21 protein-coding genes are annotated in these 25,412 nt (G+C 63.6%); 5 read left to right on the top strand and 16 right to left on the bottom strand.

The genetic code is table 11. The annotated features are described in order from the left end of the window. Positions 1-62: 62 nt before the first annotated feature. The 3 genes from AC1DV8_RS01885 to AC1DV8_RS01895 form a co-directional block, all read right to left on the bottom strand. Entirely contained in the window at positions 63-1,256 is a 1,194-nt protein-coding gene (locus tag AC1DV8_RS01885) for a hypothetical protein (RefSeq protein WP_477156263.1), read from the bottom strand. Then, positions 1,253-2,479, bottom strand: a complete 1,227-nt coding sequence (locus AC1DV8_RS01890; protein ID WP_477156264.1) for a hypothetical protein — start codon at positions 2,477-2,479, stop codon at positions 1,253-1,255. The genes AC1DV8_RS01885 and AC1DV8_RS01890 overlap by 4 nt, the downstream gene beginning before the upstream one ends. 176 nt (positions 2,480-2,655) lie before the next feature. Beyond that, positions 2,656-3,555 carry a hypothetical protein gene (locus AC1DV8_RS01895; protein ID WP_477156265.1) on the bottom strand — a complete coding sequence of 300 codons (900 nt, stop codon included), beginning with the start codon at positions 3,553-3,555 and terminating at the stop codon, positions 2,656-2,658. Positions 3,556-4,232: 677 nt separating this feature from the next. On the opposite strand from AC1DV8_RS01895, the gene AC1DV8_RS01900 reads away from it, so the two are divergent. Genes AC1DV8_RS01900 through AC1DV8_RS01915 form a run of 4 tightly spaced genes read left to right on the top strand, consistent with a single transcriptional unit; the run spans position 4,233 to position 8,772 of the window. Continuing rightward, positions 4,233-5,222 carry a BMP family protein gene (locus AC1DV8_RS01900; RefSeq protein ID WP_477156266.1) on the top strand — a complete coding sequence of 330 codons (990 nt, stop codon included), beginning with the start codon at positions 4,233-4,235 and terminating at the stop codon, positions 5,220-5,222. A 7-nt stretch (positions 5,223-5,229) separates the two neighbouring features. Further along, positions 5,230-6,756: an ABC transporter ATP-binding protein gene (locus AC1DV8_RS01905; protein ID WP_477156267.1), complete on the top strand. Its 1,527-nt coding sequence runs from the start codon at positions 5,230-5,232 to the stop codon at positions 6,754-6,756. Beyond that, positions 6,753-7,832, top strand: a complete 1,080-nt coding sequence (locus tag AC1DV8_RS01910) for an ABC transporter permease (RefSeq protein WP_477156268.1) — start codon at positions 6,753-6,755, stop codon at positions 7,830-7,832. Before AC1DV8_RS01905 ends, AC1DV8_RS01910 begins: the two co-directional genes overlap by 4 nt. A gap of 1 nt (position 7,833) precedes the next feature. Continuing rightward, on the top strand, positions 7,834-8,772 hold the full coding sequence (locus AC1DV8_RS01915) for an ABC transporter permease (RefSeq protein WP_477156269.1): 939 nt from the start codon (positions 7,834-7,836) through the stop codon (positions 8,770-8,772). A 688-nt stretch (positions 8,773-9,460) separates the two neighbouring features. Here the strand turns inward: AC1DV8_RS01915 and AC1DV8_RS01920 are convergent. The 8 genes from AC1DV8_RS01920 to AC1DV8_RS01955 form a co-directional block, all read right to left on the bottom strand. Next, entirely contained in the window at positions 9,461-9,667 is a 207-nt protein-coding gene (locus AC1DV8_RS01920) for a LacI family DNA-binding transcriptional regulator (protein ID WP_477156270.1), read from the bottom strand. Positions 9,668-9,669: 2 nt separating this feature from the next. Next, entirely contained in the window at positions 9,670-10,614 is a 945-nt protein-coding gene (locus tag AC1DV8_RS01925; RefSeq protein WP_477156271.1) for a TIM barrel protein, read from the bottom strand. 27 nt (positions 10,615-10,641) lie between these two features. After that, positions 10,642-11,583 (bottom strand): sugar phosphate isomerase/epimerase family protein, encoded by a 942-nt coding sequence (locus AC1DV8_RS01930; RefSeq protein WP_477156272.1) that lies wholly within the window; start codon positions 11,581-11,583, stop codon positions 10,642-10,644. Between the two features lie 55 nt (positions 11,584-11,638). Then, positions 11,639-12,811 (bottom strand): Gfo/Idh/MocA family protein, encoded by a 1,173-nt coding sequence (locus AC1DV8_RS01935; RefSeq protein ID WP_477156380.1) that lies wholly within the window; start codon positions 12,809-12,811, stop codon positions 11,639-11,641. Between the two features lie 94 nt (positions 12,812-12,905). Next, entirely contained in the window at positions 12,906-13,811 is a 906-nt protein-coding gene (locus tag AC1DV8_RS01940) for a sugar phosphate isomerase/epimerase family protein (RefSeq protein ID WP_477156273.1), read from the bottom strand. A 32-nt stretch (positions 13,812-13,843) separates the two neighbouring features. Beyond that, the gene (locus AC1DV8_RS01945; protein WP_477156274.1) at positions 13,844-14,662 is read right to left on the bottom strand and encodes an ATP-binding cassette domain-containing protein; all 819 of its coding nucleotides are present in this window, start codon (positions 14,660-14,662) and stop codon (positions 13,844-13,846) included. Beyond that, the gene (locus tag AC1DV8_RS01950) at positions 14,662-15,669 is read right to left on the bottom strand and encodes an ABC transporter permease (RefSeq protein ID WP_477156275.1); all 1,008 of its coding nucleotides are present in this window, start codon (positions 15,667-15,669) and stop codon (positions 14,662-14,664) included. Before AC1DV8_RS01950 ends, AC1DV8_RS01945 begins: the two co-directional genes overlap by 1 nt. Before the next feature lie 73 nt (positions 15,670-15,742). Then, positions 15,743-16,660 carry a substrate-binding domain-containing protein gene (locus AC1DV8_RS01955; protein ID WP_477156381.1) on the bottom strand — a complete coding sequence of 306 codons (918 nt, stop codon included), beginning with the start codon at positions 16,658-16,660 and terminating at the stop codon, positions 15,743-15,745. 195 nt (positions 16,661-16,855) lie between these two features. On the opposite strand from AC1DV8_RS01955, the gene AC1DV8_RS01960 reads away from it, so the two are divergent. Then, positions 16,856-17,881 (top strand): LacI family DNA-binding transcriptional regulator, encoded by a 1,026-nt coding sequence (locus AC1DV8_RS01960; RefSeq protein ID WP_477156276.1) that lies wholly within the window; start codon positions 16,856-16,858, stop codon positions 17,879-17,881. Positions 17,882-18,100: 219 nt separating this feature from the next. Here the strand turns inward: AC1DV8_RS01960 and AC1DV8_RS01965 are convergent, their stop codons facing one another. From AC1DV8_RS01965 to AC1DV8_RS01985, 5 genes are all read right to left on the bottom strand, one after another. After that, positions 18,101-20,242, bottom strand: coding sequence for a beta-galactosidase (locus AC1DV8_RS01965; RefSeq protein WP_477156277.1), 2,142 nt, complete (start codon positions 20,240-20,242; stop codon positions 18,101-18,103). Between the two features lie 24 nt (positions 20,243-20,266). Next, positions 20,267-21,169: a carbohydrate ABC transporter permease gene (locus AC1DV8_RS01970; RefSeq protein ID WP_477156278.1), complete on the bottom strand. Its 903-nt coding sequence runs from the start codon at positions 21,167-21,169 to the stop codon at positions 20,267-20,269. After that, positions 21,169-21,996 (bottom strand): carbohydrate ABC transporter permease, encoded by an 828-nt coding sequence (locus tag AC1DV8_RS01975; RefSeq protein ID WP_477149082.1) that lies wholly within the window; start codon positions 21,994-21,996, stop codon positions 21,169-21,171. The genes AC1DV8_RS01970 and AC1DV8_RS01975 overlap by 1 nt, the downstream gene beginning before the upstream one ends. A gap of 168 nt (positions 21,997-22,164) precedes the next feature. Further along, positions 22,165-23,472 carry an ABC transporter substrate-binding protein gene (locus AC1DV8_RS01980; RefSeq protein ID WP_477156279.1) on the bottom strand — a complete coding sequence of 436 codons (1,308 nt, stop codon included), beginning with the start codon at positions 23,470-23,472 and terminating at the stop codon, positions 22,165-22,167. Between the two features lie 111 nt (positions 23,473-23,583). After that, entirely contained in the window at positions 23,584-24,768 is a 1,185-nt protein-coding gene (locus AC1DV8_RS01985; protein ID WP_477156280.1) for an ROK family protein, read from the bottom strand. Between the last annotated feature and the right edge of the window lie 644 nt (positions 24,769-25,412).

Here is a 25,412-nt window from a genome sequence, read left to right on the forward strand (position 1 = left end):
AGGTCGGCGGTGTGCATGGGCAGAGCACCAGCAGATCCGCAAGGTATCGAACCGTCGACCACTCAGCCCTGTAACTCGTCGCGATAGTTCCACTCGTTCACTGAAGCAATCTGTTCGAAAACCGCCTGCGCGCCAAGGTTAGCTGGGTTGGCTTTCGCCGCGCGTTCCTCGGCCCAGTCGATCCATTCGCGAAGCGGACGGCCGTCAACCACGGCGTCGGAATCCATGTCTTTCGACTTGAGCGCGGCGATGAGCTCTGCGGCTAGCTCGGCATCCCGCTTCATTTGAGCGAGCGAAATGAGCGTCTTCCAGCGTTTGTCGTCACGCTTGCGTCGCTGCTGCTCCTCGTAACGTCTCTGCTCAGCTAGCCGCCGCTGTCGCTCCTCCTCCTCCCGCTGCAGCCGCCGGGCGACCAGCAGGGGTCCTAAGGCGACGAATGCTGCGACGATGTCTGGAAGCATGTCCTCAAGCGGTTGTTCCTCGGTTTCCAGCCATTCTGTGCGAACTCCAGCTGGCGGGTATCCCTTGATTGCGAACACCAGTCTGCCGGTCGCTTCCAGGTCCTTCTTCCAGTCTCTGCTTCCGGGGGAAGCCCACTTCTTCTCATCCACGGTGAGAGGACGGCGTATCTGCTTCTCGCGAACGCCGAACTCGACCCTCTCGCCGCTGGGTTCGGCAATGAGTTCTCGTCGCTCGGTCTCAGTTACCTTCGCGCCGTTGCGCTCCAGCGCCTTGAACAGCGCGTCAAGGATACGGTGCTTTCGACGTTCCATGTCCGTAAAGACCGCGCGCTCCAGCAGCCACTTCCTGCGCCAAGGCTCACGCTCTCGCTGAGCCTCAGCCCGGCTCTGAGCAGCCGCCTCAATCCAGGCAGCAATCACCCGGTGTGGTTTCGCGAGACGATCCGCGACCGATACCCTCTCCCCGTCCTTTCGGGCCGCATCTGCCTTGACCTGAACATCAGTCGGAAGACCGGGCAGTTCCACCGGAGGCGGAGTGGGAGTGATGGTGACGCTGGCCGGCACCTCTTCGTCGGCCTTGGGTAAGCGATAAGTGAGCACCCTCTGCCCGGCCTCCTTCCTCGCCCAGTAGCCGCGAGGCGGGTAGGGGACCTTGAGACGGTCGCATATCTTGGCCAAACCCTTTCCCGAGATGCCATATTCCGTAGAAAGGCGACTCATCGGCGTCTTCCACACCTGCGCGTAGAGCTCTTCACGGGTCACAGTCTTCGGACCGCTTTCGTCGTCGGTAGTCACTTTGTCCCCTCTTCTCGGGCCTGAAAGTCGGCGACCGCGGACCGCACGCGGGGGCGTAAAACGCTGATAAACGTGTTCACTCGTTCCGCCAGCCACTCAAACGCCGCGTGGCGCGCCTCCGCCTGATCGAGGGCGCCCGTCCGCAGTGAGTCAATGATGCGCGGACGACCGTCAGCCTGGACCAACTGGGCCGTCCCACCGAGTTCATCTCTGACCGTCTGCCAGTCATCGGCGACTGCTTGCATGGCATACTCACCGGGGCTGTTCCTCGACGAAGAGAGAAACACGCCGACCTCGCCGGCTCGCTGGTCCCGGTAGACTGTTAGCCAGCTACTCCCCCCGGGAGCAGGCAACATAAAGCTCAGGTATCCCAGCCGGGCAGGGGACGGCTTCGCCTGCTCTGGATCGTCGATCTTGAGGACCGATAGGAACTCCCCCCAGAATTGCTGTTGCCTGTCGGCCTGCGGCGAGCTGGTTGAGCCAGTTCCATCTCCCGCCGGGTTTGGCTGGTCCAGAGCGAAGCCCTCTGGGACGGCGACCACGTTGCGAGTGATGTTCACTGTCCTTGCAAGCACTCGAGGGACCACTAGGCGCCCACCACCCGGTAGTTCGTAAATCGGCAGCTCCACCAAGCCGAGTGAGAAGTGAAGTCCGGCGTGCGCCTGCAGATACTCGGCGATGGCTTCCACGCCTTCGCGAATACCGTCTCCGACTATCAGCAGGAGAAAGCGGCCACGACGAAGGTTGGTCGTCACGGCGTCGTTGAAGGCAACTTCGTCGACGTCGGGAGCCACAGCTCGAACCAGCTCAAGCAGCGGGTTGCCGTCCCTCTTAAGGCGCCGGCTCACTTCGCGTTGAAGGTCAGACGAGGACCATCGGCTGAGCTCTTTCGCGTAGTCGAGGATCTGCCCGACCACCTCTCGCCGACCTTCCGGGTTGCGCCAAAGCTTGCATTCGACAAGCACCGGAAGACCCGAGGGCGTGATCATGAAGTTGTCGATCGCACCGGCCGGTGTGTTCAGCTCCCTGCAGATTGGCACTGGACCGACGAACACTGGATCGATCTCGGCGATAGGCAGGGAGCCGGGATGCTCATGAACCAAGGCCTGAATGAATGCCTCATCCACGCTGCCTTCTCCGGCCTGCGTGCTGACCTGCGGCAACGGAAACGCGCCAGGGTAACCGGTGCGAAGCAGCAGCGGGGCGCTGTGTTGTCGTGCCAAGAATGCCTCCCATTGCCAACAGCCGACCGCCAGCGAGCTGCAAGCCTAGGTGACACCAGTGTTGCTGTCATCTCTCAGCCGGCGCAATGGATTGATTGTGCAACAGAATATACGGCCGGAAACACACTCCCTTGTTGCCGGCCGCCGGCAATGAGAATGACCTTGGATGAACTCGGCTACGACTTGCTGCTCATATCAACGCTTATCACCCGCACCGACAAGCGTTCGGCGAGTTGAGCTACGACAGCCGGCGGTTTTCGATCAAGCACAAGTACGGCGTTGCCGTTGGGAGGCCTCGATGCCGCGAGCTGCATCGCTCGCAGAACCGCCCGGTACTTCACGCACTGATAGACGCCTCGCTGGACCTCGCTGACCGATGCAGCGGCAGCCTTAACCTCAACCGCAAGCGATTTGCTGCCATTGTCGAAATGCACATCCAGGCGATCGCCGGATGAAAGATCGCGCTCGCATTTGCCCTTTCCGAAGGCGCCGAAGGCGATGAATTGCTCCGGATGATCCGCGACCCAATGCTTGAGCGCCTTATGTGCCTCGGACTCCGGGCCAGTCGAAAATGCATGGTGGTCGGGGGGTGGGATGGGCTTTCCGCGATCCAGCGGTTTGTCGGCAGTGGGTGGATAGCCAAGGAGGTTTGCAATTTTCGTCCACGCTTCGAAGCTGTGGACAGCCTCGATTGCCTGATTGGCGTATGCCTTCCTGTCCTCGTCGGCCATCTTAGCCAGAAGCTTGGCGGGCTTCCCAAGGTATCGCAGGAGATACGTGTCCACGCCGTGGCTGGGAAGCCTCGTGCGTTCGTTGACGATGATAGAGTTCAACGGTGGTACTGGCTCTCCCAGATCGTCCGCCAGAGTCTCGCAAATATCTCCGATCTTTCCTGCTACAAAGCGATATGTAATCGCCATCGCTGCGGTGCCGCCACTTCGACTTACAGCCTGATTAAGCTTGCCATATGTGATGCGGTCACCGTTCATTGCGGTATGAAGAACGATCGGCAGGGCGATGCGCGTCATGGCATCTGTCCAGCTCACGCCGTTTTCCAGCAGTTCTCGCGCCTTCAATTGTACCCCCCGCCGCCCCACACCGCTGACACCTTTAGTCGGTGCGACCCGCGTGGAAAGGAGCAAGTGTATTTCAAGACTAGCTCCGCGCCTGAGTAGCGGACAAAGCCATCAACTGGGCGAGCAGGACCACTGAATTACTCGCAATCGTCTGTCCGCCTGTCTGTCCGCAGAGCATCATGCCCGGAGAGCCGCAGGAACAGCCTGCTACGTCCTGACTCCCTCTCCGCCACTAACTCGTTGATATTAAACGTGTTTTTGTCTCCTCAAGGCGCCTTGGATAACCCACGGAAAGGTCGCGTCTATTCGCCCTGGCAGCCACGCGAACCCAACTGGAGACGCCTAATTCGGAGCCCGAAATCGCGATGCACTCGCGTCATTCTCTAATGGCCAGTTTTGCACTTGGCATTGGGGCGCTTCACTCCATCACTCGTTCGCGGACCGACTACAAGGCAGGGACGCAGTCCACGCTCGTTTGGGATCATCACGCTGGTTTCATCGGTGCATGGGCAGCTAGCCATGCACCCAAGGTAGGGGGTACCTGCGCCTCCAGTCGGGCATGAAACGATTGACGACAACCCCAGCTGTCATACGATCCGCTGTCGCGCTGCGATCCCGAATGTGAGGACGCTGGGGCCTGCCCACGCCTCGCGCGGCGCGTGACCCAGGAGAAACGAATGACATCCTTGATGACTCTTTCCCGCCGGCGCTTCGCGCAGGCGGCGCTGTTGCTCGTCGCCTCGACGGCGCTGACCCCGGCTCTGGCCGCCGACCCGCTTAAGATCGCGATGATCCTGCCTGGTCCGATCACCGACAATGACTGGAACTCGGTCGGCTACAATGGCCTGCAGGCCGCCGGCAAGGCGCTGGGGGTCGAGACGGCCTATGTCGAGAATGTCACCGACGCCGATGCTGAGCGGCTGCTGCGCGACTTCGCCGAGCGCGGCTATGGGCTGATCTTCGCGCACAGCTTTTCGTTCGGCGATGCCGCGCTGAACGCGGCCGAGGATTTCCCCGCCACCATCTTCATGGCCGGCACCGCGGCGTCACTGGCGCCGAACCTTGGCACCTATTCGAACCCTGACTATCAGGGCGCCTATCTGGCGGGCATGCTCGCTGCGGGTGCCAGCAAAACCGGCTCGGTCGGCTGGGTCGGCGGTATGCCGGCGCCCAACATGCTGGCGAACCTCCACGCCTACGAAGCCGGCGCAAAGGAAATCAAGCCCGAGATCAAGGTGCTCCATACCTTTATCGGCTCATGGTTCGATCCGCCCAAGGCCAAGGAAGCGGCGATCGCGCAGGTCGAGCAGGGCGCCGACGTGCTGAGCGCGCAGGGCGTCGGCGTCATCGACGCGGCCCTGTCGAAGAAGGTGTTGGCGCTCGGCGCGATGACCGACCAGAACCACCTGGGGCCCGAAGTGGTGCTGACCAGCGTCACCTGGGACCTCGGGCCGCTCGTGACGGCGGTCGGCCAGGCGGTGATCGACGGCACCTGGAAGAGCGAGAACTGGTCGTATGGCGTTGCCGCCGGCTCGGTCGGGCTCGCTGATTTCCACGGGCTCGACAAGAATGTCGATCCGGCGGTGCTGAGCGCGGTCAGCGACAAGATCGAGGCGATCAAGGCCGGCACGTTCGAGGTGCCGCTCGATACGACCGAAGTGCAATGATCCCGACGTGACGACCACTGACGAGGACACACCGGCGGTTGCGATGCGGGGTATCCGCGTCGCCTTCGGCCCGGTGGTGGCCAATGACGATGTGAGCTTCGCAGTAGCGCCAGGCGAGATCCACGCGCTGCTGGGCGAAAACGGGGCCGGCAAGACCACGCTGATGCGAGTGCTGGCCGGCCTGCTGCAGCCCGAGGCCGGGACGGTCGAGGTCGGCGGCGTGGTGGTGCGGATCGACGGCCCACTCGCGGCGCGGCGGCTCGGCATCGGCATGGTGCACCAGCATTTCATGCTGGTGCCGACGCTGACCGTGGCCGAGAACATTGCGCTCGGGCTGAAGGAGGTGCGGACCTGGTTTCCGCGGCTCGATCACTTGGCCGACGAGATCGATGCGCTGGGGGCTCGCTTCGGGCTGGCGGTCAACGCACGAGCGCTCGCGGGCGAACTCTCGGTCGCCAGCCAGCAGCGGGTCGAGATCGTCAAGGCGCTGTATCGCGGCGCGAAGATACTGGTGCTCGACGAGCCGACGGCGGTGCTGACACCACAGGAGAGCGCGGCGCTGTTTCCTGTGCTGAGGTCGCTAGCTGAGGGCGGCACCGCGATCGTCTTCATCTCGCACAAGCTTAACGAAGTGATGGCGGTGACCGACCGGATCACCGTGCTCAGGCGTGGCAGGGTAGCGGGGACGCTGCGGACGGCTGAGACGAAGCCGCGCGAGATTGCGCGGATGATGGTCGGCGGTGAGGTAGCGCTGCCGCATCTCGAGGGCACGGTGGCCGACAGCCAGCCCGTGCTCGAAGTCGAAGGGCTGGGGCTAACCGACGTGCGCGGCGTACGACGGCTAGAGGGTGTGAGCCTGACGGTGGGGGCCGGTGAGATCGTGGCGGTGGCTGGGGTCGACGGCAACGGGCAGCAGGAGCTGGCTGAGGCCATCGTCGGGCTGCAGCGGCCCGGTGCGGGGCGGGTGCTGATCGACGGGGTCGAGATGACGCATCGGCCGGTGAGCGAGCGGATCGCGGCGGGGCTGGCGCACATTCCGGAGGATAGGCATCGCACGGCGATATTCGAGCGGATGTCGGTCACCGACAATGCGGTGGCGGAGGAGGCTGGGCGGCCGCAGTTCTCTCGCTGGGGCCTTCGGCGGCGGGGCGAGACGCGGCGCTTTGCCGAGGCGCTGGTTTCCGATTTCGACGTGCGGCTGGGTAGCGTCGAGCAGAGCATCGGCTCGCTCTCGGGCGGCAACCAGCAGAAGGTCGTGCTCGGCCGGGCGCTGAGCCGCGATCCGCGGCTGATCATTGCAGTGCAGCCGACACGCGGGCTCGATATCGGCGCGACGGCGTTCCTGCAGAGCCGGTTACTGGAGCGGCGGGCGGCGGGAGCTGCGGTGCTGTTGATTTCGACCGAACTCGACGAGGTGCTAGCGCTGAGCGACCGGATCGTGGTGCTGTTCAAAGGGCAGGTGACGGGGGTGGTGGAGCGTGCGCAGTTCAGCGTCGAGAAGCTGGGGCTGATGATGGCCGGGAGGGCGGCGTGAGCGAGACGGCGTCCGAGGCCGCTGCCAGGCTGGTGCGGCGGTACCTCTTGCCACGCTCGGTGTTTTCGGGCGTGGCGAGCGTGGTGATCGCGTTCGCAGTCGGGGCGATGCTCATCGCGCTGATCGGGCGGAATCCACTGCTCGCTTACGCTAGCCTGTTCGAGGCGTCGCTGGGGAGCACGAACGGGCTGGCCGAGACAGCGATCCGCACGGTGCCGCTGGCGCTTTGCGGCATCGGCATCGCCCTGGCGTTCCGGGCGGGCGTGTTCAATGTCGGGGCCGAGGGGCAACTGTTCATCGGCGGCACCGCGGCGGCGTGGGTGGGGCTGCAGCTCGCCGGCCAGCCGCAATGGCTTGTTCTGCCGGCGATGGGGATCGCGGCGGCGATTGCCGGGGCGGCGTGGTCGGCTATCGCCGGAGTGCTGAAGCTCAGGCTGCGAGCGGACGAGCTGATCACCACCATCATGCTCAACTACATCGCCATCTATTTCGTCGGCTACCTGCTGCACGGGCCGTTGCAGGATCCGGGTTCGCCGCTGGCGCGGACGGCACGGCTCGGCGCCGAGGCGCGGCTGCCGATGCTGCTCGAGGGGACGCGGCTCCATGCCGGGCTGCTGATCGTCATCCTGGTGGCGATCGTCGCGCAGGTGTTTCTGTGGCGGTCGGTTGCGGGGTTCCGGCTACGGGCCGTGGGCTATAATCCGCGGGCGGCGGAGAATACCGGCATGAACGTCAAGGCGGCGCTGTGGACCGGGTTCCTGGTGTGCGGCGCGCTGGCTGGGCTCGCCGGGTTCTCGGAGGTCGCGGGCGTGCAGCGGCGGATGATCGAGAACCTGTCGCCGGGGTTCGGCTACACGGCCATCATCGTTGCGCTGCTCGGGCAGACCAATCCGCTCGGCGTGCTGGCGGCGGCGGTGCTGTTCGCGGCTTTGCAGATCGGTTCGACGACGATGGAATCCGCGGCCGGGGTACCGAGCGCGCTGACCACGGTGATCCAGGCGCTGGTGGTGCTGCTGCTGATCGGGCAGAACGCGATGCCGCGGCTGTTGCGCAAGCGCGCCGCGGCGGGAGGCTGAGATGGGGTGGCTCGCCGATCCGGTGCTTGCCGGGTTCATCGCCGCCAGCGTGCGGCTGTCAATCCCGATCCTTCTCGCGGCGCTGGGCGGCATGTTCGCCGAGAAGTCCGGGGTGCTGAATATCGGGCTCGAGGGGATGATGCTGATCGGCTGCTTTGTCGGCTTCATCACCGTCCACTGGAGCGGCAACCTGTGGCTCGGGGCCGGGGCGGCGTTGCTGGTCGGGGCGATCGCCGGGTTGGGGCTGGCGTTCTACGCGGTGACGCTCAGGGCCAACCAGGTGGTGGTGGGGATCGCCTTCAACCTGCTGATGCTGGGGGTCTCGGCGTATTTCTTCCGGCTGGCCTTCGGCAGCGGCACCAGTTCGCCGCGGGTCACGCCGTTCGCGCCGGTGGATTTCGGGGCGCTGGCCGAGATCCCGATCCTCGGGCCGCTGCTGTTCCAGCATGATCCGCTGACCTACCTTTCGCTCGGCCTGGTCGCCGCCGCCTGGCTGGTGATGCACCGCTCCACCGTAGGGCTCTCGATCAAGGCGGTGGGCGAGCACCCCGAGGCGGCCGAGACGCTTGGGCTCGACCCGATCGTCATCCGCTATGCGGCGGTGGCGGTAAGCGGGGCGCTGGCGGGACTCGGTGGCGCATTCCTCTCGATCAGCGCGACGGGGGTGTTCCTCGACAACATGACGGCCGGTCGCGGCTATATCGCGCTCGCCATTCTTATCCTCGGGCGTCGGCATCCATTCGGAGTGCTTGTCGCGGCACTGCTGTTCGGCGCGGCGGAGGCGCTGCAGCTTCGCGCGCAGCTGCTGCCTAGCGGGGTACCTCTGCAGTTTCTGATCATGCTGCCCTATGTGCTGACCATCGTGGTGCTCGCGGTTTCGGCGAGCCGAAGCGGTGCGCCGGCGGCGTTGGGGCAACCTTACGAGAAGGGGCGGGCCTAACGGATACCCTCGCGAGACTCACTTTGCTGGCCCACCCGGCATGAAACGAACCGTCTGCTTATCAAAGCCTAGAGTCTGCCTGTGGCACCAAACTGCTCAATGGCAGCTTCTGCTCAAGGCGGACATTTGAGAGGCTACCGCGTGGAGGGAGGGACCTGCTCAAAACCAGTGGTGGAGTTTAGTCGCAAACTAGCTGCCAATCGGTTCGATAAGCTAACGCAATCAATAACTTATAGACTGACCCCCCGCTCGAAATTCCTTAGACATTTACGAGGGTTAGCCAAGATCAACTCCATCGCCATTTCGTGTTCCTCCTCCCCGCCATTAACTAATTGATATTGCGGGTGTTTTTGGTTTTGCAAGGGGTCGCCGGCTAACCCTCGGGAAAGTCGAGTCTATTCGCCTTGGCAGCGGCGCGAACCCAACTGGAGACGGCGAATTCGGAGCCCGAATTCGCGATGCAGTCCGGCCGTTCTCTAATGGGCCATTTCGCACTTGGCATTAGGGCGCTTCATTCCACCACCAGTTCGCTGAACCGACTCGTTGGCAGGCAGTAGCGGCGTAGAAGGTCCACTTTTGCGCCAATAGCGGACGTTCGCTGCACGAAATCGCCCCGCGGTGTGCGCTGCGCAATTGCTCAGACCATCGCCCCCGTGGCGGCGACGCGGACGGCCTCAAACGTGATCGGCTAGAGATCGCGGTTCACGCCCTCTACCAGGCGGATTTTTCGGGCGTTGATCTCCCATACGGCGGAGATAACCCGGCCACGGGTTCGCTTGCTCACGTTGCGCTGGCCCTTCAGCGCGCGATGTACCGTGCTCTCCGCGACACCGGCGAGGGTCGAGATTTCCTTGATGGTGCCGAGACGCTCAATGCCGAGAGCGGGTTCAAACATCTCTAGCCCTCCCAGTTGGTAAATCCGACTTCCCGGAGGAAGCTCCGGCTCGCTGCCAGGTCATCGAGGATGCTGCCGGTGTTTCGCGGATCGCGTTCCTGCTCGATGGTGATGTAGCCCGCGTAGCCCCGCGACTTGAGCAGGTCGTAGACGGCACCGTAGTCGATCGAGCCGCGGCCGATGGGACACATCACCCCCTTGGCGCAGGCATCGAAGAAGCGGATGCGCTCCTGCATGACCGCGTCGAACACGACCGGGTCTATGTCCTTGAAATGGATATAGTCGATGCGGTCCCAGTAGCGGCGGAGCGTCTCGACAGGGTCCATGCCGGCATAGGCGGTGTGCCCGGTGTCGATGCAGAGGCCGGCAATCTCTGCCGGGACGTCCTCGACGATCCGCTCGATCTCGTCGGCGAACTCGATGTGGCCGCCGGCGTGCGGGTGAATGACGGCACGGACGCCGAAGCCGTCTCGTGCGCGCTCGGCGATGGCGCGGATGTTTCCGATCATGCCCGCCCAGGCTTCGCGGTCGAGGCGAACCGCGCGGTCGGAATGCCCGGCGGCATAGTCCCGCGCGTCGTGCCCCCAGTCCATGACGGTGAGATACGGCGCTTCGAAACGCTGGTGGACATGGTTGGCCGGCTTGGGCAGGCGGGTGATGAGGGCGCAGATTTCTTCGGTCTGGCGCAGCAGGTTCTCGCGATTCCGGGGATCGACGAGGTTGTCGAAAATCGTGCCGGCGACGATGCGAAGATTGCGCTGGTCCAGCGCCGCTGAAACCGGGTCCACGTCGAGCGGCAGGTAGCCGTAGGGGCCGAGTTCCAGCCCGTCGAAGCCGGCAGCGCGTGCTTCGTCCAGCACGTGCTCCCAGGCCGGCAGATGCGGGTTCCTGACGTCGTCCACGCCCCAGCAGCACGGGGCGCAGGTGATGGTGATGGGAACGCTCATGCCGTTGCTCTCGCTTCTGACCGGATCTCAGCGGCTGATTGTTGCCTTCAGTGCATCGACCGAAGACTGGATGCCGGCCTCGACGGACATGGTGAAATCCTCCATCTCGAGGCTCACCCAGCCGTTGTAGCCCTGCATGCGGACGACCGAGAAAAACTCCTTCCACCACTGCAGATCGTGCCCGGCGCCCACCGCCACGTAGTTCCACGTGCGGTTGGCGACGTCCGTCACCTCGCGAAGCTCCAGCAGCCCGTCGACATCGGCCCGCCCGCGTTCGATGCGGGTGTCCTTGCCGTGGCAATGGTGGATGGCGCTCCCCAGGGCGCGCGCAGAGGCGATCGGATCGGCACCCATCCACATCAGGTGGCTGGGATCGAGGTTCATGCCGACCTTGGGACCGACTGCGTTGCGCAACCGGAACAGGGTCTCCGGGTTCCACACCAGCATGGCGGAGAAGTTCTCGAGCGCGTACTTCTCGACGCCAACCTCGTCGGCCAGCCTGACGAGATCGTGCCACAGCGGGAAGGCACGGTCTTCCCACTGGTAGCGGTCGCGCTCCGGCATCTCGTTGGGCCAGGATTTGGTGTAGACGAGCCAGTTCGGCACCATGTCGCCCGGGGCCGCTTCCGGAAGCCCGGACATGGTGACGACCGTCTTGACGCCGATGGCGCCGGCGAGACGGATGGTATCCTCCATCTCCTTGCGATGGCGCTTGCCCATCTCGCCTGGATCGAGGGGATTTGCCGAACAGTTCAGCGCTGCGATGTGGAGGCCGCGAGCCTCGATCTCTTTCAGCTTGGACTTGAGCAGCGCCTCGTCGGCCAGCAGTTCGTCAGCGCGAAAATGCGGCGCCGGCGACCAGCCGCCGCCGGTCATTTCGACGCCCTCGACGCCCAATGCCACGCACTTGTCGAGCATCTGGGTGAACGGCAGATTGCCCATGACGTCGGTGCAGATAGAGAGTTTCATCGTCGTTCCGTCCAAAGAAGGGGCGCGCCGGAGCGCGCCCCAGGGGGGAGAAGGGTTACTGGAAGTCGACCCAGGCCGAGCCGGCGTCGGCGGAGCGCACGCAGTTCTCGAGCCAGCGCACGCCTTCGGTGCCGGCCTTGATGCCGGGGTAGTGATGGGTCGCGAGGAAGGCCTTGTCGCCGCGGTTGCTGGCGTCGATGGCCTCTGCGATCCACAGGTAGATGTTGGACCAGCTGTCACCGAGCCCTTCGGTATGGAGCGCACCCATGCGGTCGACCGCCAGGCTCTCCTCCTCGAGATACGGCATGCCGTGGTGCAGGATGCGGTTCGGCTCGCCCTGCACGTCGTAGAGTAACTGGTCGGGACGGGAATCGGACCACTCGAGGGAGGCTTTGGAACCGACGAAGCGGTAGCGCTGGGAGCCCATGTTGCCGGCGTTCACCGAGGACACCCAGAGCCGGCCACGGGCCCCGTTGTCGTAGTGGGTCAAGACCGTCGCGTGGTCTTCGAGCGGCGCGCGGGTCGCAATGAAGGCCTTGCGGTCGCAGAGCAGCTTCTCAATCCTGAGATGCGGCAGCACGATCTCGGAAAGGTAGTAGAGGTGGGTGCCGATATCGCCCAGAACGAAGGTCGGACCGGCGGTCCGGGGATTGGTGCGCCACTTCACGGCCTCGCCCGCGCCGACGTCGTCGCCCGCGTTGAAGCCGTGGGTGTATTGCAGGTCGACGATGCGGATGTCGCCCAGCATGCCCTTCTTCACCATCGCCGCCATCTGGTGGACCAGCGGATGGCCGGTGAAGCCGTAGGTGACGCCGACGATCAGGCCCTTCTCTTCGGCCAGCTTTTCGATCTCTAGGCATTCGGCAACGCTGAAGAACAGCGGTTTTTCGCAGATGACGTGGAGGCCAGCCTCGAGGCAGGCCTTGGTGATTTCGTAGTGGGTAAAATTGGGGGTGGCGATGGAGACCACGTCAACGCCATCCTCACGCTTGGCCTCCCCTGCGATCAGTTCCTTGTAGTCGGCGTAGCAGCGTCCGGCGTCGACGCCGATGTTGACGCCGAAATCCCGGCCGCGTTCGGCATCCAGATCGAAGGCGCCGCAGACGAGGCGGTATGTGCCGTCGCGCAGCGCGCCGGTGCGGTGCTTGTAGCCGACCTGCCCGGTCCGACCGCCGCCGACCATGCCCCAGCGAAGCGGGGCCTTGATGGATCTTTCGCCATTCAACATCTTCTTTGCCTTCATAGTTATTCGAAACGTGGAGTCGGGCCCGCGGACAGCAGGAGCCAGTGCCGCGGGCGCTAGAGCGGCGACAGGATCGCAGTCATTTCGCGGGCCAGTACTGGTCGATGTAGCGCTGCATTTCCTTGCGCATGAACCGGCCCGACTCGTCGGCACGCTCTTCCCAGGCGAAGACGCAAGCCGTCATGATCCCGTCGAAGCCGATTTCGGCCAGCGTGCCGAAGAAGTCATCCCAGGGCACTTCACCCTGGCCGATGTTGAGATGCTGGTGCACGCGGGCGGTCGAGCCCGGCGGGTTGATGATGTAGCGCAGCCCCGAGCTGGCCTTGTGGTTGAACGTGTCGCCCACATGCACATGTGCGAGGACGTCGGCGCACTCGCGCAACATCGCCTTGGTGTCGTCGCCGAAATAGAAGGTGTGCGGGGCGCAGTAGAGGAACTTGACGCTCTTGGAATTGACCGTGCGGATAATGTCGACCGCCGGCTGCAGCGTTTCCACCCAGTCTTCCGGATGCGGCTCGATGTGTAGGGTGATCCCCTGCTTCTCGAGCAGTGGCACCAGTTCCTCCAACGAGCGCCACCAGGCGTCCTCGCACGCTTCGATCATCGAACCGGTGTGGCAGCAGTAGCAGGTGCCCTTGTCCGGGTGCGGCCCGCGCCCGAACTCGGAATTCATGACGTCGACTTCCATCTCGACGGCGATCTCGATGGCGCGCTTCCAGTGACGGACGGCGGCCTGCCGCTCATCCTCGTCGTTGGAGGCCCAGCGGTACATCGGCAGCAGCGAGGCGATCCCCACCCCCTGCTCCTTGAGCGCGCGCTTGAAGGACTTCACCCGCTCGGGAAAGACGCGCGGCGCCTTGAACCACTCGAGGAAGTCGCCACGTGGCGACAGCTCGATCCAGTCGTAGCCAAGTTCCTTCACCTTCGCCGGGAGGTCCTCGAGCGACAGGTGGCGGTGCATGAACGGGTCAAGTGCGATCTTCATCGGTGTCTTCCTGGTGCGAAGGGAGCGAACTGCTACGGCGTGGCGCCAGAAGGCGCGCCGGCGTCGGAATTCCTGTGGCTTTCGATTTCGGCTTCCAGCGCGGCCATGGCCTCGCCGCCGGCCATCAGGTCGGTGATTTGCTCACGGGTCATCTCGCCCTTCCTGAAATCGGCTGCCTTGGCGCCGCGAATGAGCACCGCGAAGTGATCTCCGACGGTCATGGCGTGCATGACCTGGTGGGTGATGAAGATCACCGCCAGACCGCGCTTGCGGGCCTCGAGAACGATGCGCAGGACGTGCGCCGCCTCCTTGACACCCAGCGCAGCGGTCGGTTCATCGAGGATGAGCACTCGGGCACCGAAGTGCACGGCGCGGGCAATCGCCAGCGCCTGGCGCTCGCCACCCGACAGGCCACCCACGAGGCGATCACCATCGTCGATCCGGGTGATGCCGAAGCCTTGCACGGCTTTGACGGCGATCTCGTTGGCGGTTCGTCGGTCGTAGATGTTGAGCGGACCGAATTTTCGCGTCGGTTCCACCCCGACAAAGAACGACCGGCCGATGCTCATTAGCGGAAACGTGCCGCCGAACTGGTGAACTGTCGCGATGCCGCGGTTGGCCGCATCGCGGGGCCCGGTGAATTCGACCACTTCACCGTCCATCTCGATGGTCCCCGAGCTCGGCTTGAAGACGCCTGCGAGGGTCTTGATGACGGTCGACTTGCCGGCGCCGTTGTCGCCCAGGAGGCACAGCACTTCGCCCGCGTTCACTTCGAGCGAGATGTCATGCAGCACGTCGATCGGACCGAAATGCTTGCTGATGTTCGACAGCTTCAGGATCGGCTTTGCCATCACTTGGCCCCCTTGGTTTTGGGCGCATAGGAGAGGGCCGCCCGGCGGAAGGTGTTGTTCATCAGCACGGCAAGTAGCAGCAGCACGCCGATGATCAGGCTGGACCAGTTGCGGTCGAAGTCAGTGTAGTAGATGCCCTGGGTCACGATGGCGAAGGTGATGGTTCCGAAGAAGATACCGATCACCGAGCCGAACCCGCCGGTCAGCAGCACGCCGCCGACGACGACCGAGATGATCGAGTTGAAGATGAAGGACTGGCCGCCCGCGACCTGCGCGGAATTGTAGAGGATCGCCTGGCACATGCCGACGAAGGCAGCGCTGGTGGACGACAGGACGAACAGCGTGATGGTCAGCCGTTCGGTCGGGATCCCGGCGTTGCGCGCGGAAACCTTGTCGCCGCCCATGGCGAAGACCCAGTTCCCGAACTTTGAGAAGTGGATGAAGTAGACGTAGGCCGCCGTGGCCACGAGCCACCAGATGACCATCACCTGAAGCTGGCCGAACACGAAATCGCCAAATACCGCTTTGGCAAAGCCATCGGTCTTAAGGGCGACACTGGTGGATTTGGTGATGAAGACCGACAGGCCCAGCACCATGCCCTGGACCGCAAACAGGCTGCCGAGCGTGACGATGAGCGAGGGCACCGCCGTCCGCACCACCATCAGGCCGTTGATCAGGCCCACGACGACGCCAAGGCCCAGCGTGGCGGCAATGCCGACCCAGATCGGCAGGCCGAAATGCCCGGAGATGATGGACACCGTCATCGCACCGGCGGGGACCATGGCGCCGACCGAGATATCGAGTTCGCCCGCGATCATCAGCAGGCCGACCGGAATGGCGATGACGCCCAGGGTGGCCGCAACGTTGAGCCAGCTCGACATGCCGGCGATCTTCAGGAACGAGGTCCCGCCGAAGATCGAGAAGAAGACCAGCACGGCCACGAGGCCTAGCAAGGCACCCGCCTCGGGACGGCGCAACAGCCCGCCAAGCGAGAAGCTACGGTTCATTGGGACTCTCCCGAATTCAAGAACGAGATGGCCCGCCGCAGAGGGGCGGCGGACCGAGGTCGTCAGCACGCGATCAGCGCGCGCCCTTTGACACGCCAGCCAGCGTCGCATCGATGTTAGACGCATCGACGATGCCCGGGCCGGTCAGGACCGGGAACGTGGGCAGGTCGGTGCCGAAGTCGATGGCGGAGGCCAGCAAGGTTGTCGCGAGGAACCCCTGCAGGTAGGGCTGCTGGTCGATGGCGAACAGCTGCGTGCCGCCCTTCACACGGTCGAGGCCGGCCTGGTTCAGGTCGAACGTGCCAAGCATGGTCGTGGCCGTCTTGTCGGCCTGGCTGATGCCGATAGCCGCCGAGTCCGCATCGCCGGCCGAGATGGTGATCACGCCGTCGATGGTTTCATCCTGCAGCAGCGTCGCCTTGATGGCTTCCGCAACCGCGGTGGCATCGCCGAACGAAGTCGAGGGCAGCGGCAGTTGCGCACCCTTGCCGCCCTTGGCGGTGATGCCGTCGATCACGCCCTTGCAGCGCGCTTCGATATTGGCAGTGCCCGGCAGCGTGTTGATGCAGAGCACGTTCTTCTGGCCGTGCGCGGCGAAGTACTCGCCGCCTGCCGTGCCGGCCACGTATTCGTCCGAGCCCACATAGTTGATGGCGCCCAGTTCATGGGCCTTGTCCGCCCCGCCAGCGTTCATCAGGATCACCTTGATGCCGGCCGCGACCGCGTCCTTGATCGCCGGGTCCTCGGCTTCCGTCACCCAGTCAGGGATCACCAGCCCATCGACGTCCATCGAGATCGCGGTGCGGATCAGCTGCACCACGTCAGGCGCGAAATTGTCGTAGTTGACGAGGCGCAGGTAGTTGACCGAGCCGCCATTGGCGACGATCCCGGGCGTCGCGTCGTCGAGGCCCTTCTTGATGATGTTCCAGAACGCGTCGTCGTTCGACCCCCCGACGACCGCGATGTTCGCCGCCATGGCGCTCGAGGCCATCAGAGACGCCGCTACCAGTGCCGTAAGAAGATACTTCGCTTGTTTCACATTTCCCTCCCTGGAGCATTCGCCCCTTGTGGCGGCGATACTCAACAGCTCAGGATGAGAGTCAACGAAAGCTGAACTGGCTCATTGATTTCATTCCATCCATGTCATACGGTCTCATTCAATGATACGAAATGACACGAGATCGACGTGGCGCGCCCGACAATTCGTGACCTCGCTGAAGCAGCAGGGGTGTCCATCTCCACGGTGAACCGGGTGCTGGCCGGCGCCGAAAACGTCCGCGACGCCACCATGAGGCAGGTCCGCGATGCGGCAGAGCGGATCGGCTTCTACGGGCTGGGGACCATTCAATCGAGCGTCGCCGCGCGTCGGGCCAAGCACCGCTTCGGCTTCCTGTTGCTGCAGCCAACCCGCCTCTACAGGAACGTGGCGGCTGCCCTGGAGGCGGCCGCGCGAGGCCTCGAGGGCCACGACATCGAACTCGAGATCGAGTTTGCCGAAGACCTGGCGCCACAAACCACGGCGTCCAAACTGCTCGCACTGGGGCAGACCTGCGACGCGATCGGGGTCGTGGCGCCGGTGCACGCCCTGGTCGCCGGCGCCATCGGCGAACTGGAGCAGCGGGGGGTGCCGGTCTTCGCGCTGATCTCGCAGAGCTCACCCACCGGTCAGCTGCGCTATGTCGGGCTGGACAACTGGAAGGTGGGCCGGACGGCGGCCTGGGCGGTCGCACATGCCTGCAAGGAGCCGGGCAAGGTCGCGATCCTCGTCGGCAGTCACCGATTCCGCAGCCAGGAAATGAACGAAAGCGGCTTCCGCTCATACTTCCGCGAGCACGCCCCCCACTTCACCGTTCTCGAGGCGCTCTCGACCTTCGAGACGAGCAGCGTGTCGCAGGAGATCACCGAGAAGCTCCTGTACGAGCACCCCGACCTCGCCGCCATCTACGTGGCCGGCGGCGGCATCACCGGAGTGCTGTCGGCGCTACGCAACGCCGACAAGGCGGGCGAGATCGTCATTATCGCCCACGACCTGATGGACGTGACGCGCACGGCGCTGCTCGATCATTCGGTGACCGTGGTGCTGGCCCATCCACTGGAGCGCCTCGCGACCGAGATCGTCTCGAACATGGTGCGCGCGACATCAAACCTGGAGGACTCTCGCAACCAGACAAGCATCCTGCCCTTTGATATTTTCACGTCAGAGAATGTGTAGCCGCGCGACCTTCGAGCGATGCAATGGCACCTGGGGAATCTGAGACGGACGCCATTCCGGGCGGGGAGATCCAGTCAGCGGGTGCCTAAACGCCAGCACAGCAGACGACCGCTTATGGCCCAAAGCGGCCGTCGAGAACTGGGCAACTCTGTCCCGAACGAGGCACTCCGACCCAACTCTGTCGTGTCGCCCTACTTCGGTCAGTGGCGCCCAAGCATCCTAGTCGAGTTCGATGATGCTGCATCCATAGGCCGGTAGCGACAGCTTACCGCCGCGTACTTTGCCGTCGTCGAGCAAGTTCTTGCCCGCAGGCACATTACCGATGCTTGCCAGCTCACCCATCGTATTGAGGATGAAAAGCAGGCGGCGGTCCTTGCTCTCGCGGATGGTCGCTTCGACGCCGGCCGGCATGTCGGCGATGAGCGGCACGATACCGGCGGGCGCCAGCACTTGATCGGCCAGCACCTCGACCAGAGCATCGCTGAGGTACGTACCTAGGTAGATCACCTGGCCCTTGCCGACCGTACGGGAGGTCATTGCGGCCACGCCCTCGGCGAAGCGGTTCGCCCAGCGGCCGATTACCCTGGTGCCGGGGGCGACATTAAGCAGCTCGTAAAGATGCGCCGCCGTCACCTGCGCATTGCCGATCTTGAGCTCGTATTGGCGGCTCGCCGACGTCGCCGGCAGCTTCTCGCGGACCGTGTTGGCGCCGAACCGGCCGCCATGCGCGAACAGGCCATCGCCGCCGACCGGCGTCAAACGTCCGAACTCCTCGACCGTGATACCGGCCAGCGCCGAGAGCGTCTTGCCCGGCGAGGTCTCGTGGATGACGTGGTTGTTGACGTCGCGGGATCCGGTGCGACCGCTGAGGATCACCGTTCCACCGGCCTTGGCGAAGGCCTCGATGCGCGCCGTCCACGCATCGGTCCATTTCAGCCAATGCGGCACATAGAGTGCCTTGAGCTTCGATAGATCGTCCTCGGGATGGATGAAGCCGCAGGCGATGTTGTGCCGGTAGCAATAGCGATGCAGAAGCGTCGCATCGTCCTGCGGGCTCGGCAGGCCGATGGGGTAGGAGCGGTGCATCTCCTGATTGTCGAAATCTGATCCGGCGATGCCCAAATCCATGCGCACATGCGTGCCAAGGATCTTGTCTTTGAGCGCCGTAACCTCACCCGCAAACTGCTTGGCCTCGTCATAGCGGCGGCGCGGGATGTCGTCGTGATCGATGATGCCCATCCAGTAGATCTCGGCGCCGAAATGTGCCGGCCGCCAGCGGAAGAACATCACGCCATCGGCGCCGCGCGCCACCGAGGTGTAGGCCATGCGGCGCATCTCGCCGGGTTCGGGCGTCAGCGTCGAAAAGTTCGGCTGTGCGCCGAAGCCAGATTGCTGCTCGGGCACAATGAAATTGCCGGTGAAGCCGCGGCAGATATCGAGTTGAAGCGCCTGCGCTTCGCCGACGCCGCCGACACGCTGCTTCTCGTCATCAAGATACGGGTAGATGTCGAAGCCGAGGAAATCGAGATCGGTCGAGAACTCGCCACGGAAGTCGATGTCGTCGATGCGGCCCAGATTGTGGAAAACGAACCAGTCCGGATTGGTGGCGCGCAGGATCAGCACCTGATCGTGCTGGAACCGCGCCGTGACGAAGGCGAGGAAGCGGTGATAGTCGACCACATGGGTCGGCCCGACCGGGGCCGGGGCGTAGTCGAGGGGCAGCACCACCTGATCGAAATCGTCGTAGGCGGTGGCCCAGAAATGCCCGCCCCACGCATCGTTGAGCGCGGCGATGGTCTTGTACTTGTCCTGAAGGAAGGCCTGGAACTCGAGCAGCGTTACCGGTCCGTAGGACAGCGACCCGGAAGTGTTGAGCTCGTTGTCCGTCTGCCAGCCGATGATGTGCGAATTGCCGCGATAATGCTCGGCCATCGCCTTAGTGATGCGCTTCGAATGCTCGCGGAACACTCCGCTCGCAAGATTGGCGTGCTGGCGCGAACCATGGCTCATGGCGCGGCCATTGGCATCGACGCGCAATACTTCGGGATAACGCGCCGTCAGCCAGCGCGGGGGCGTCGCCGTCGGCGTGCACATGATGGTCTTGATGCCGGCTTTGCCCAGCACATCTATGGCCCGGTCGAATAAATCGAAATCGAACGTCCCCTCATGCGGCTCTAGAATGTGCCAGGCGAATTCCGCAAGTCGCACCGCGTTGAAGCCCGCGGCTGCCATGCGGTCGGCGTCGCGCTGCCAATAGCTCTCATCGATATGCTCGGGGTAATGTGGGGCACCGACGAGGAAAGTGTCGGTCGCGATCGGCCGCCAGACAGAGAGCGGCGCGGATTTCGAGGCAGTCGTCATAGTCGGAAAACTCCAGGCGATAGTCTATTTGATGGCGCCGGCGGTGAGGCCGCCCTGCCAGAACCGCTGCAGCAGCAGGAACACCACGATGACCGGGATGATGCTGACCAGCGCGCCGGTGATGACGATCGAGAACAGCACCTGTCCGCCGCCACCGCCCTGCTGCGCGAGTTGATACCAGGTCGCAAGGCCCACCGTGATCGGCTGATACTCCTGCGAGCGCAGGACGATCAGCGGCAGGAAGTAGTTGTTCCAGGTCCCGACGAACGAGAGCAGCGCCACGGTCACCATGCCCGGCGCCACCAGCCGCAGCACGATGGCGCGGAAGATCATGAACTCGCCGGCGCCATCGATACGCGCGGCGTCGAGCAGTTCGTCATCGACGCCCTGTTCGATATAGACGCGCATCAGATAGACACCGATCGGCGAGATCATCGAGGGCAGGATCACGCCCAGGGGATTGTCGCTGAGACCCGAAAGCGCCAGCAGCAGGAAGATCGGCACCACTAGGGCCGTCTGCGGGACAAACACCGCGCCCAGCACGAGCCCAAAGGTCAGATTTCGGCCGCGGAACTTGAACTTCGCGAATGCGTAGCCCGCCGCTGTTGCCAGCAGCGCCGCACCTGCCCCCGAAATGGTCGAGTAGAGCACGCTGTTGACCATCCAACGCAGGAACATGCCATTGTCGCGCGAGAACAGATCGAGCAGATTCTGCCAGAGGTTGAACTCGGTGCCGAAGCCGAAGCCGAACGTGGCGAACAGGTCGCCATTTGTTTTGGTTGCCGATAGGACCAGATAGAGCAGCGGCGCGAGGCTGTAGACGAGGAACAGTGACAACAGCAGCGTGAGCATGATCCGCGAGCGCTGCCGTTCGCCGGGCAGGCGCCTGGCAGCTTCGAAAGTGGCGATGTCGGTGGTCGCAGTCATCATTGCTCCGGCCGCCGGCGGTTGGTGATCAGGGTGAAGATGTAGGAGGCACCGGCGATCACGATGCCAAGCACGAACGAGACGGCGGCTGCATAGCCATACTGCTGGTTCTGAGTCGCCAGCGAATAGGCATAGAGGTTCGGCGTGTAGCTCGAATTGATGGTGTTTCTGGCGAGCGCGCGCATCAAATATGGCTCATTGAACAGCTGCAGTGTGCCGTTGATCGAAAAGATGATGGTGAGCAGGATCGCCGGCCACAGCAGCGGCAGCTGGATCAGCCGCGCAAATTGCCAGGGCGAGGCGCCATCTATCCGCGAGGCCTCGGCGAGGTCCGACGGGATCGCCTTCAGCGCGGCGTAATAGATCACCATATTATAGCCGACATATTCCCACGTCGCGATATTGGCCAACGAGAAGATCATCGCGCCCGGCGACAGGAAGTCCGGCGGTGGCAGGTTGAACGCCTTGGCCATCTGCGTGAACGGGCCGAAGGTAGGGCCGTAAAGATAACCCCAGATGATCGTCGCGATTACGCTCGGCACGGCGTACGGGAGGAAGAAGCCGAGCCGGAAGACGCCCTTGGCATAGATCTGGCCACGATCGAGCACGATGGCGAACAGCAGAGCGAGACCCAGCATGATCGGCACCTGGACGATCCCGAAGATAACGAGGTTCCAGACGCCGCCCCAGAACTTCGCGTCGCCCGCCACCTTGATATAGGCCGCGGTAGCGGCAAACTGTCGGCCACCGACAAGCGTGTCGCGGAACAGGCTCATGTAGAACGCATACACAAGTGGCGCGACGATGAAGGCGATGAACAGCAGCAAGAATGGCGCCAAGAAGAGATAGGGCGCGAGCTTTCGTGACGTAAAACCGCCCGATCGCGCTGGGTGCGTCGTAGCGGCTGGCGAAGTCGACATTGCCATGGTCCCCCGTCCGGCAAGATGAAGAGTTCGGGCGCGCCGATCAGGCGCGCCCTGCCGTTGCCCGGGAGATTAGGCTACGGTGAAGCCTTGTTCCTGCGCGTAGGTGACCACGGCGTCCTGGATGCGGTCGAACGCATCCGACAGCGTGCCGTTGCCGCTGAGCGAGGCGCCGAATTCATCGGACATCGACTGGTACAAGAAGCTCTGGAACGGGCTCCATTCAAACGGCGTCACAGCATTCGACGACTTGGCGAACACCTTGTTCACTTCCTGTCCGCCGTAGAAATCCATCTTGTTGCCCGCCCATTCCGGGCTCGACAGTAGCGCGTTGGTGGTGGGGAAGAAGAATTGCTTGGTAGTGTAGAGCTTTGTGGCTTCGGGATCCCTGCACAGCCAGATCGCGACTTCGGCGGCCTCGGGCAGATGCTGGGTCGCTTTCAGCACGGCCAGTGATGAGCCACCCCAGGCGCCGGTCGCGAACTTGCTCGCGTCCCACTGCGGCAGATCGGCGGCACGCCACTGGCCCGCGCTGGTCTTGGCGAACGAGGTCAGGAACACCGGACCCCAGCCCGCAGTGAGCCAGGTGGCATAGCGGCCCGAGTCGAGGCCGGTGTACCACTCATTGTTGAAGCCCGGCTTGGTCTCGATGACACCGGCGGAAATAAGGTCCTGCCAATAGGCGGCGAAGTCCTTAGAAATCTTGTCGTTGATGTTGATCACGAGCTTGTCGCCATCGCGGCTGACCGGCTTCCAGCCCATCGGCCACAGCAGAGCATTGACCCAGTCGCCTGAGCTGAACAGCGCGTCCGTTAGGTAGACATCGGGATCCGCCGCATGCAGCTTCTTGGCCGCATCGGCAAACTCGGCCCAAGTGGTGGGCGGCGTGATCCCATGCTTGTCGAAAACGTCCTTGCGATAGAGCATCGCCATCGGACCGGTATCCTGCGGCATGGCGTTGACCACATCGCCCTTGCCGAGCTGGCTCCACGTGCCTTCTGGGAACTCCGCCTTGTGCGGGTTTGCCCACTGGCCGATGTCGGCGAAAGCGTCCAACTGGCGGAAGCTCTCGAGGTGCTGGAATTCGATTTGGACGACGTCGGGCAGGCCGCTGCCCCCCTGGAGGCCCGCACGGACCGCCTGATACTCCGGGTCGCCCTGGCCGGCATTCACGAGTTCGACCTGGATGCCCGAGTGCGCGGCGTTGAACATATCGACCTGAAGCTGAAGATCCGGCACCCACGACCACAGCACCACCTTGACGGGATCGGCACCACGAACTGCCGCTGGCAGGGCGGCCACCGCAACGCTCGCACCCGCAACTTTCAAGAAGTCACGACGCTGCATCGTCCGCCCGAGCGGATTGAAAATCTTCGTCATTGAAGTCCTCCCACGAAAGATACGCTCCTGCACGACGCAGGGCGCATTTTTTCTTTCAGTTAGAAACTTAATGCCGAGATTCCGTCGATGTCAATCGCGAACGATTGATCTTCAGTCGGCCATCGCGAGGCTGTTGGCAGGGTTGAGCGTGGTCGCATCGAGCACTAGGCGCACCGCTCCAAGCACGATGTCGCGGTGCCCCAGCGCGCCTATCACGAGGCGCGGCGGGTCGTACACATTGCCTTTGAGGCGATGCCGCAGCACATCGAGCACCAGATCACCGCCGCCGACGACCCGGCCCGCCAGTACGATGATTTCGGGGTTCATGAAGGCAGCAACACTGCCCACCGCCATGGTCGCGTAGTCGAGTAGTTCGGTCACGACTGGCGCGATTTTGCCCGCCTGCCGGTCGGTGACGGCAGCCAGCGTGAGCTTCCCCGCCGCATAGTGCGTGTTGGCCTCTTCGAGCATCCTGGTCGCCTGTTCGGGGATGCCGAAGAAGCGCAGCGATTGCTTGTCGCCCAGATGTTCGAACGGCCGCCCGGTGAGGAGAGGGTCATCGAGATACCAGCCGAGTTCGCCTGCCGCATGCGAGTGCCCGCCATAGAGCTTGCCGTCGATCACGACGCCCGCGCCGGCACCCGGCCCGATCGAGAGGCTCACGACGCTGTCAGCGCCACGCCCGGCCCCGAATCCCCATTCGCCCACGGCGGCGAGGTTGCGCCCGTTCTCGACAACGATGGGCATCTGAAAATGCTCGCCGAGCCGCGCCCGCAACGGCATGTCGCGCCAACCGAGCCCGAGCGTCAGCACCACTTCGCCCTCCGGCTGCCGGACGATCGAGGGCAGGCCAATGCCGATGCCGCGAATGGTCTGGCCGCGCGGGCGGGGCGCCGCCATCAGCCGGCGGATCAGGCCGACCAGCTTTTCGAAATTGCGCTCGCCATCATCGTCGGCCGTCTCGTGCATCTCCGTCTGCACGGCGCCTTCGAGATTAGCCACGGCGCCGTAGAACTCGCCCTTGCCGGCCTCGATACCGATGATCGCATGCGCCGCACCGCGGAACTTGACGCGCGCCCGAGGCCGGCCCCGGACATTGGCCTCGTCAAACCCGTCATACGCCACCAAATCCTCGGCAATCAGATCCTCGATCACCCGCATCACCGTCGGGATGCTGATGTTCAGTCGCTCGGCGAGGCTCGAAGGTGATGTCACTCCTTCGGTGCGGATCAAATCCACCACGGCCGAACGATTGAGTCGGCGTAACAGACTCGACGTCGTGGGCTGGCGCTTCATTCACGGACCAGTTGCAAAAGGCCGGCGGACCGGCAACGAGCGTCGGCATAGACCAGAACCGTGCCAGAGTCCGCCTTTTTCTGATGAGGCCGAACGTCCGTTGTCGCTCCGCAGTGAAAGCTACCGCGGTAGCCCGTTCGACGATTGCGGCGATCCGCGGCGGGGCGTCCAGGCCCTCCGGAGTCACTGCGACTCCGGTTGCTTCAATCGGTTACAAGCTCGTCCGCACTTGGCGCAAAGGGAGCGGGCGAGATCGCAACCTGTGGTGGAGTGGGTCGCCACTAAGGTGGTACACGAGTGGATAAGCTAATGCGATCAATAACTTAGAGAACGATGGTGCCCGAAATTCCTTAGACATATCCGGGGGTTAGCAAGATCAATTCCACCACCATTTCGTGTCCCTCCCTCCCCGCCATTAACTCATTGATATTACCTGTGTTTTTGGACTCCAAAGGATGCCTGGGTTAACCTTCGGAAAGGTCGAGTCTATTCGCCCCGGCACCCGCGCGAACCCAACTGGAGACGGCGAATTGGGAGCCCCGATTTTGCGATGCAGTCGGGCCATTCTCTCACGGGCCATTTAGCACTTGGCATTGGGGCGCTTCATTCCACCACCAGTTCGCGGGTGGACTTCATAGTGTCCA

This window comes from Devosia sp. P3_B2, from assembly GCF_056402875.1.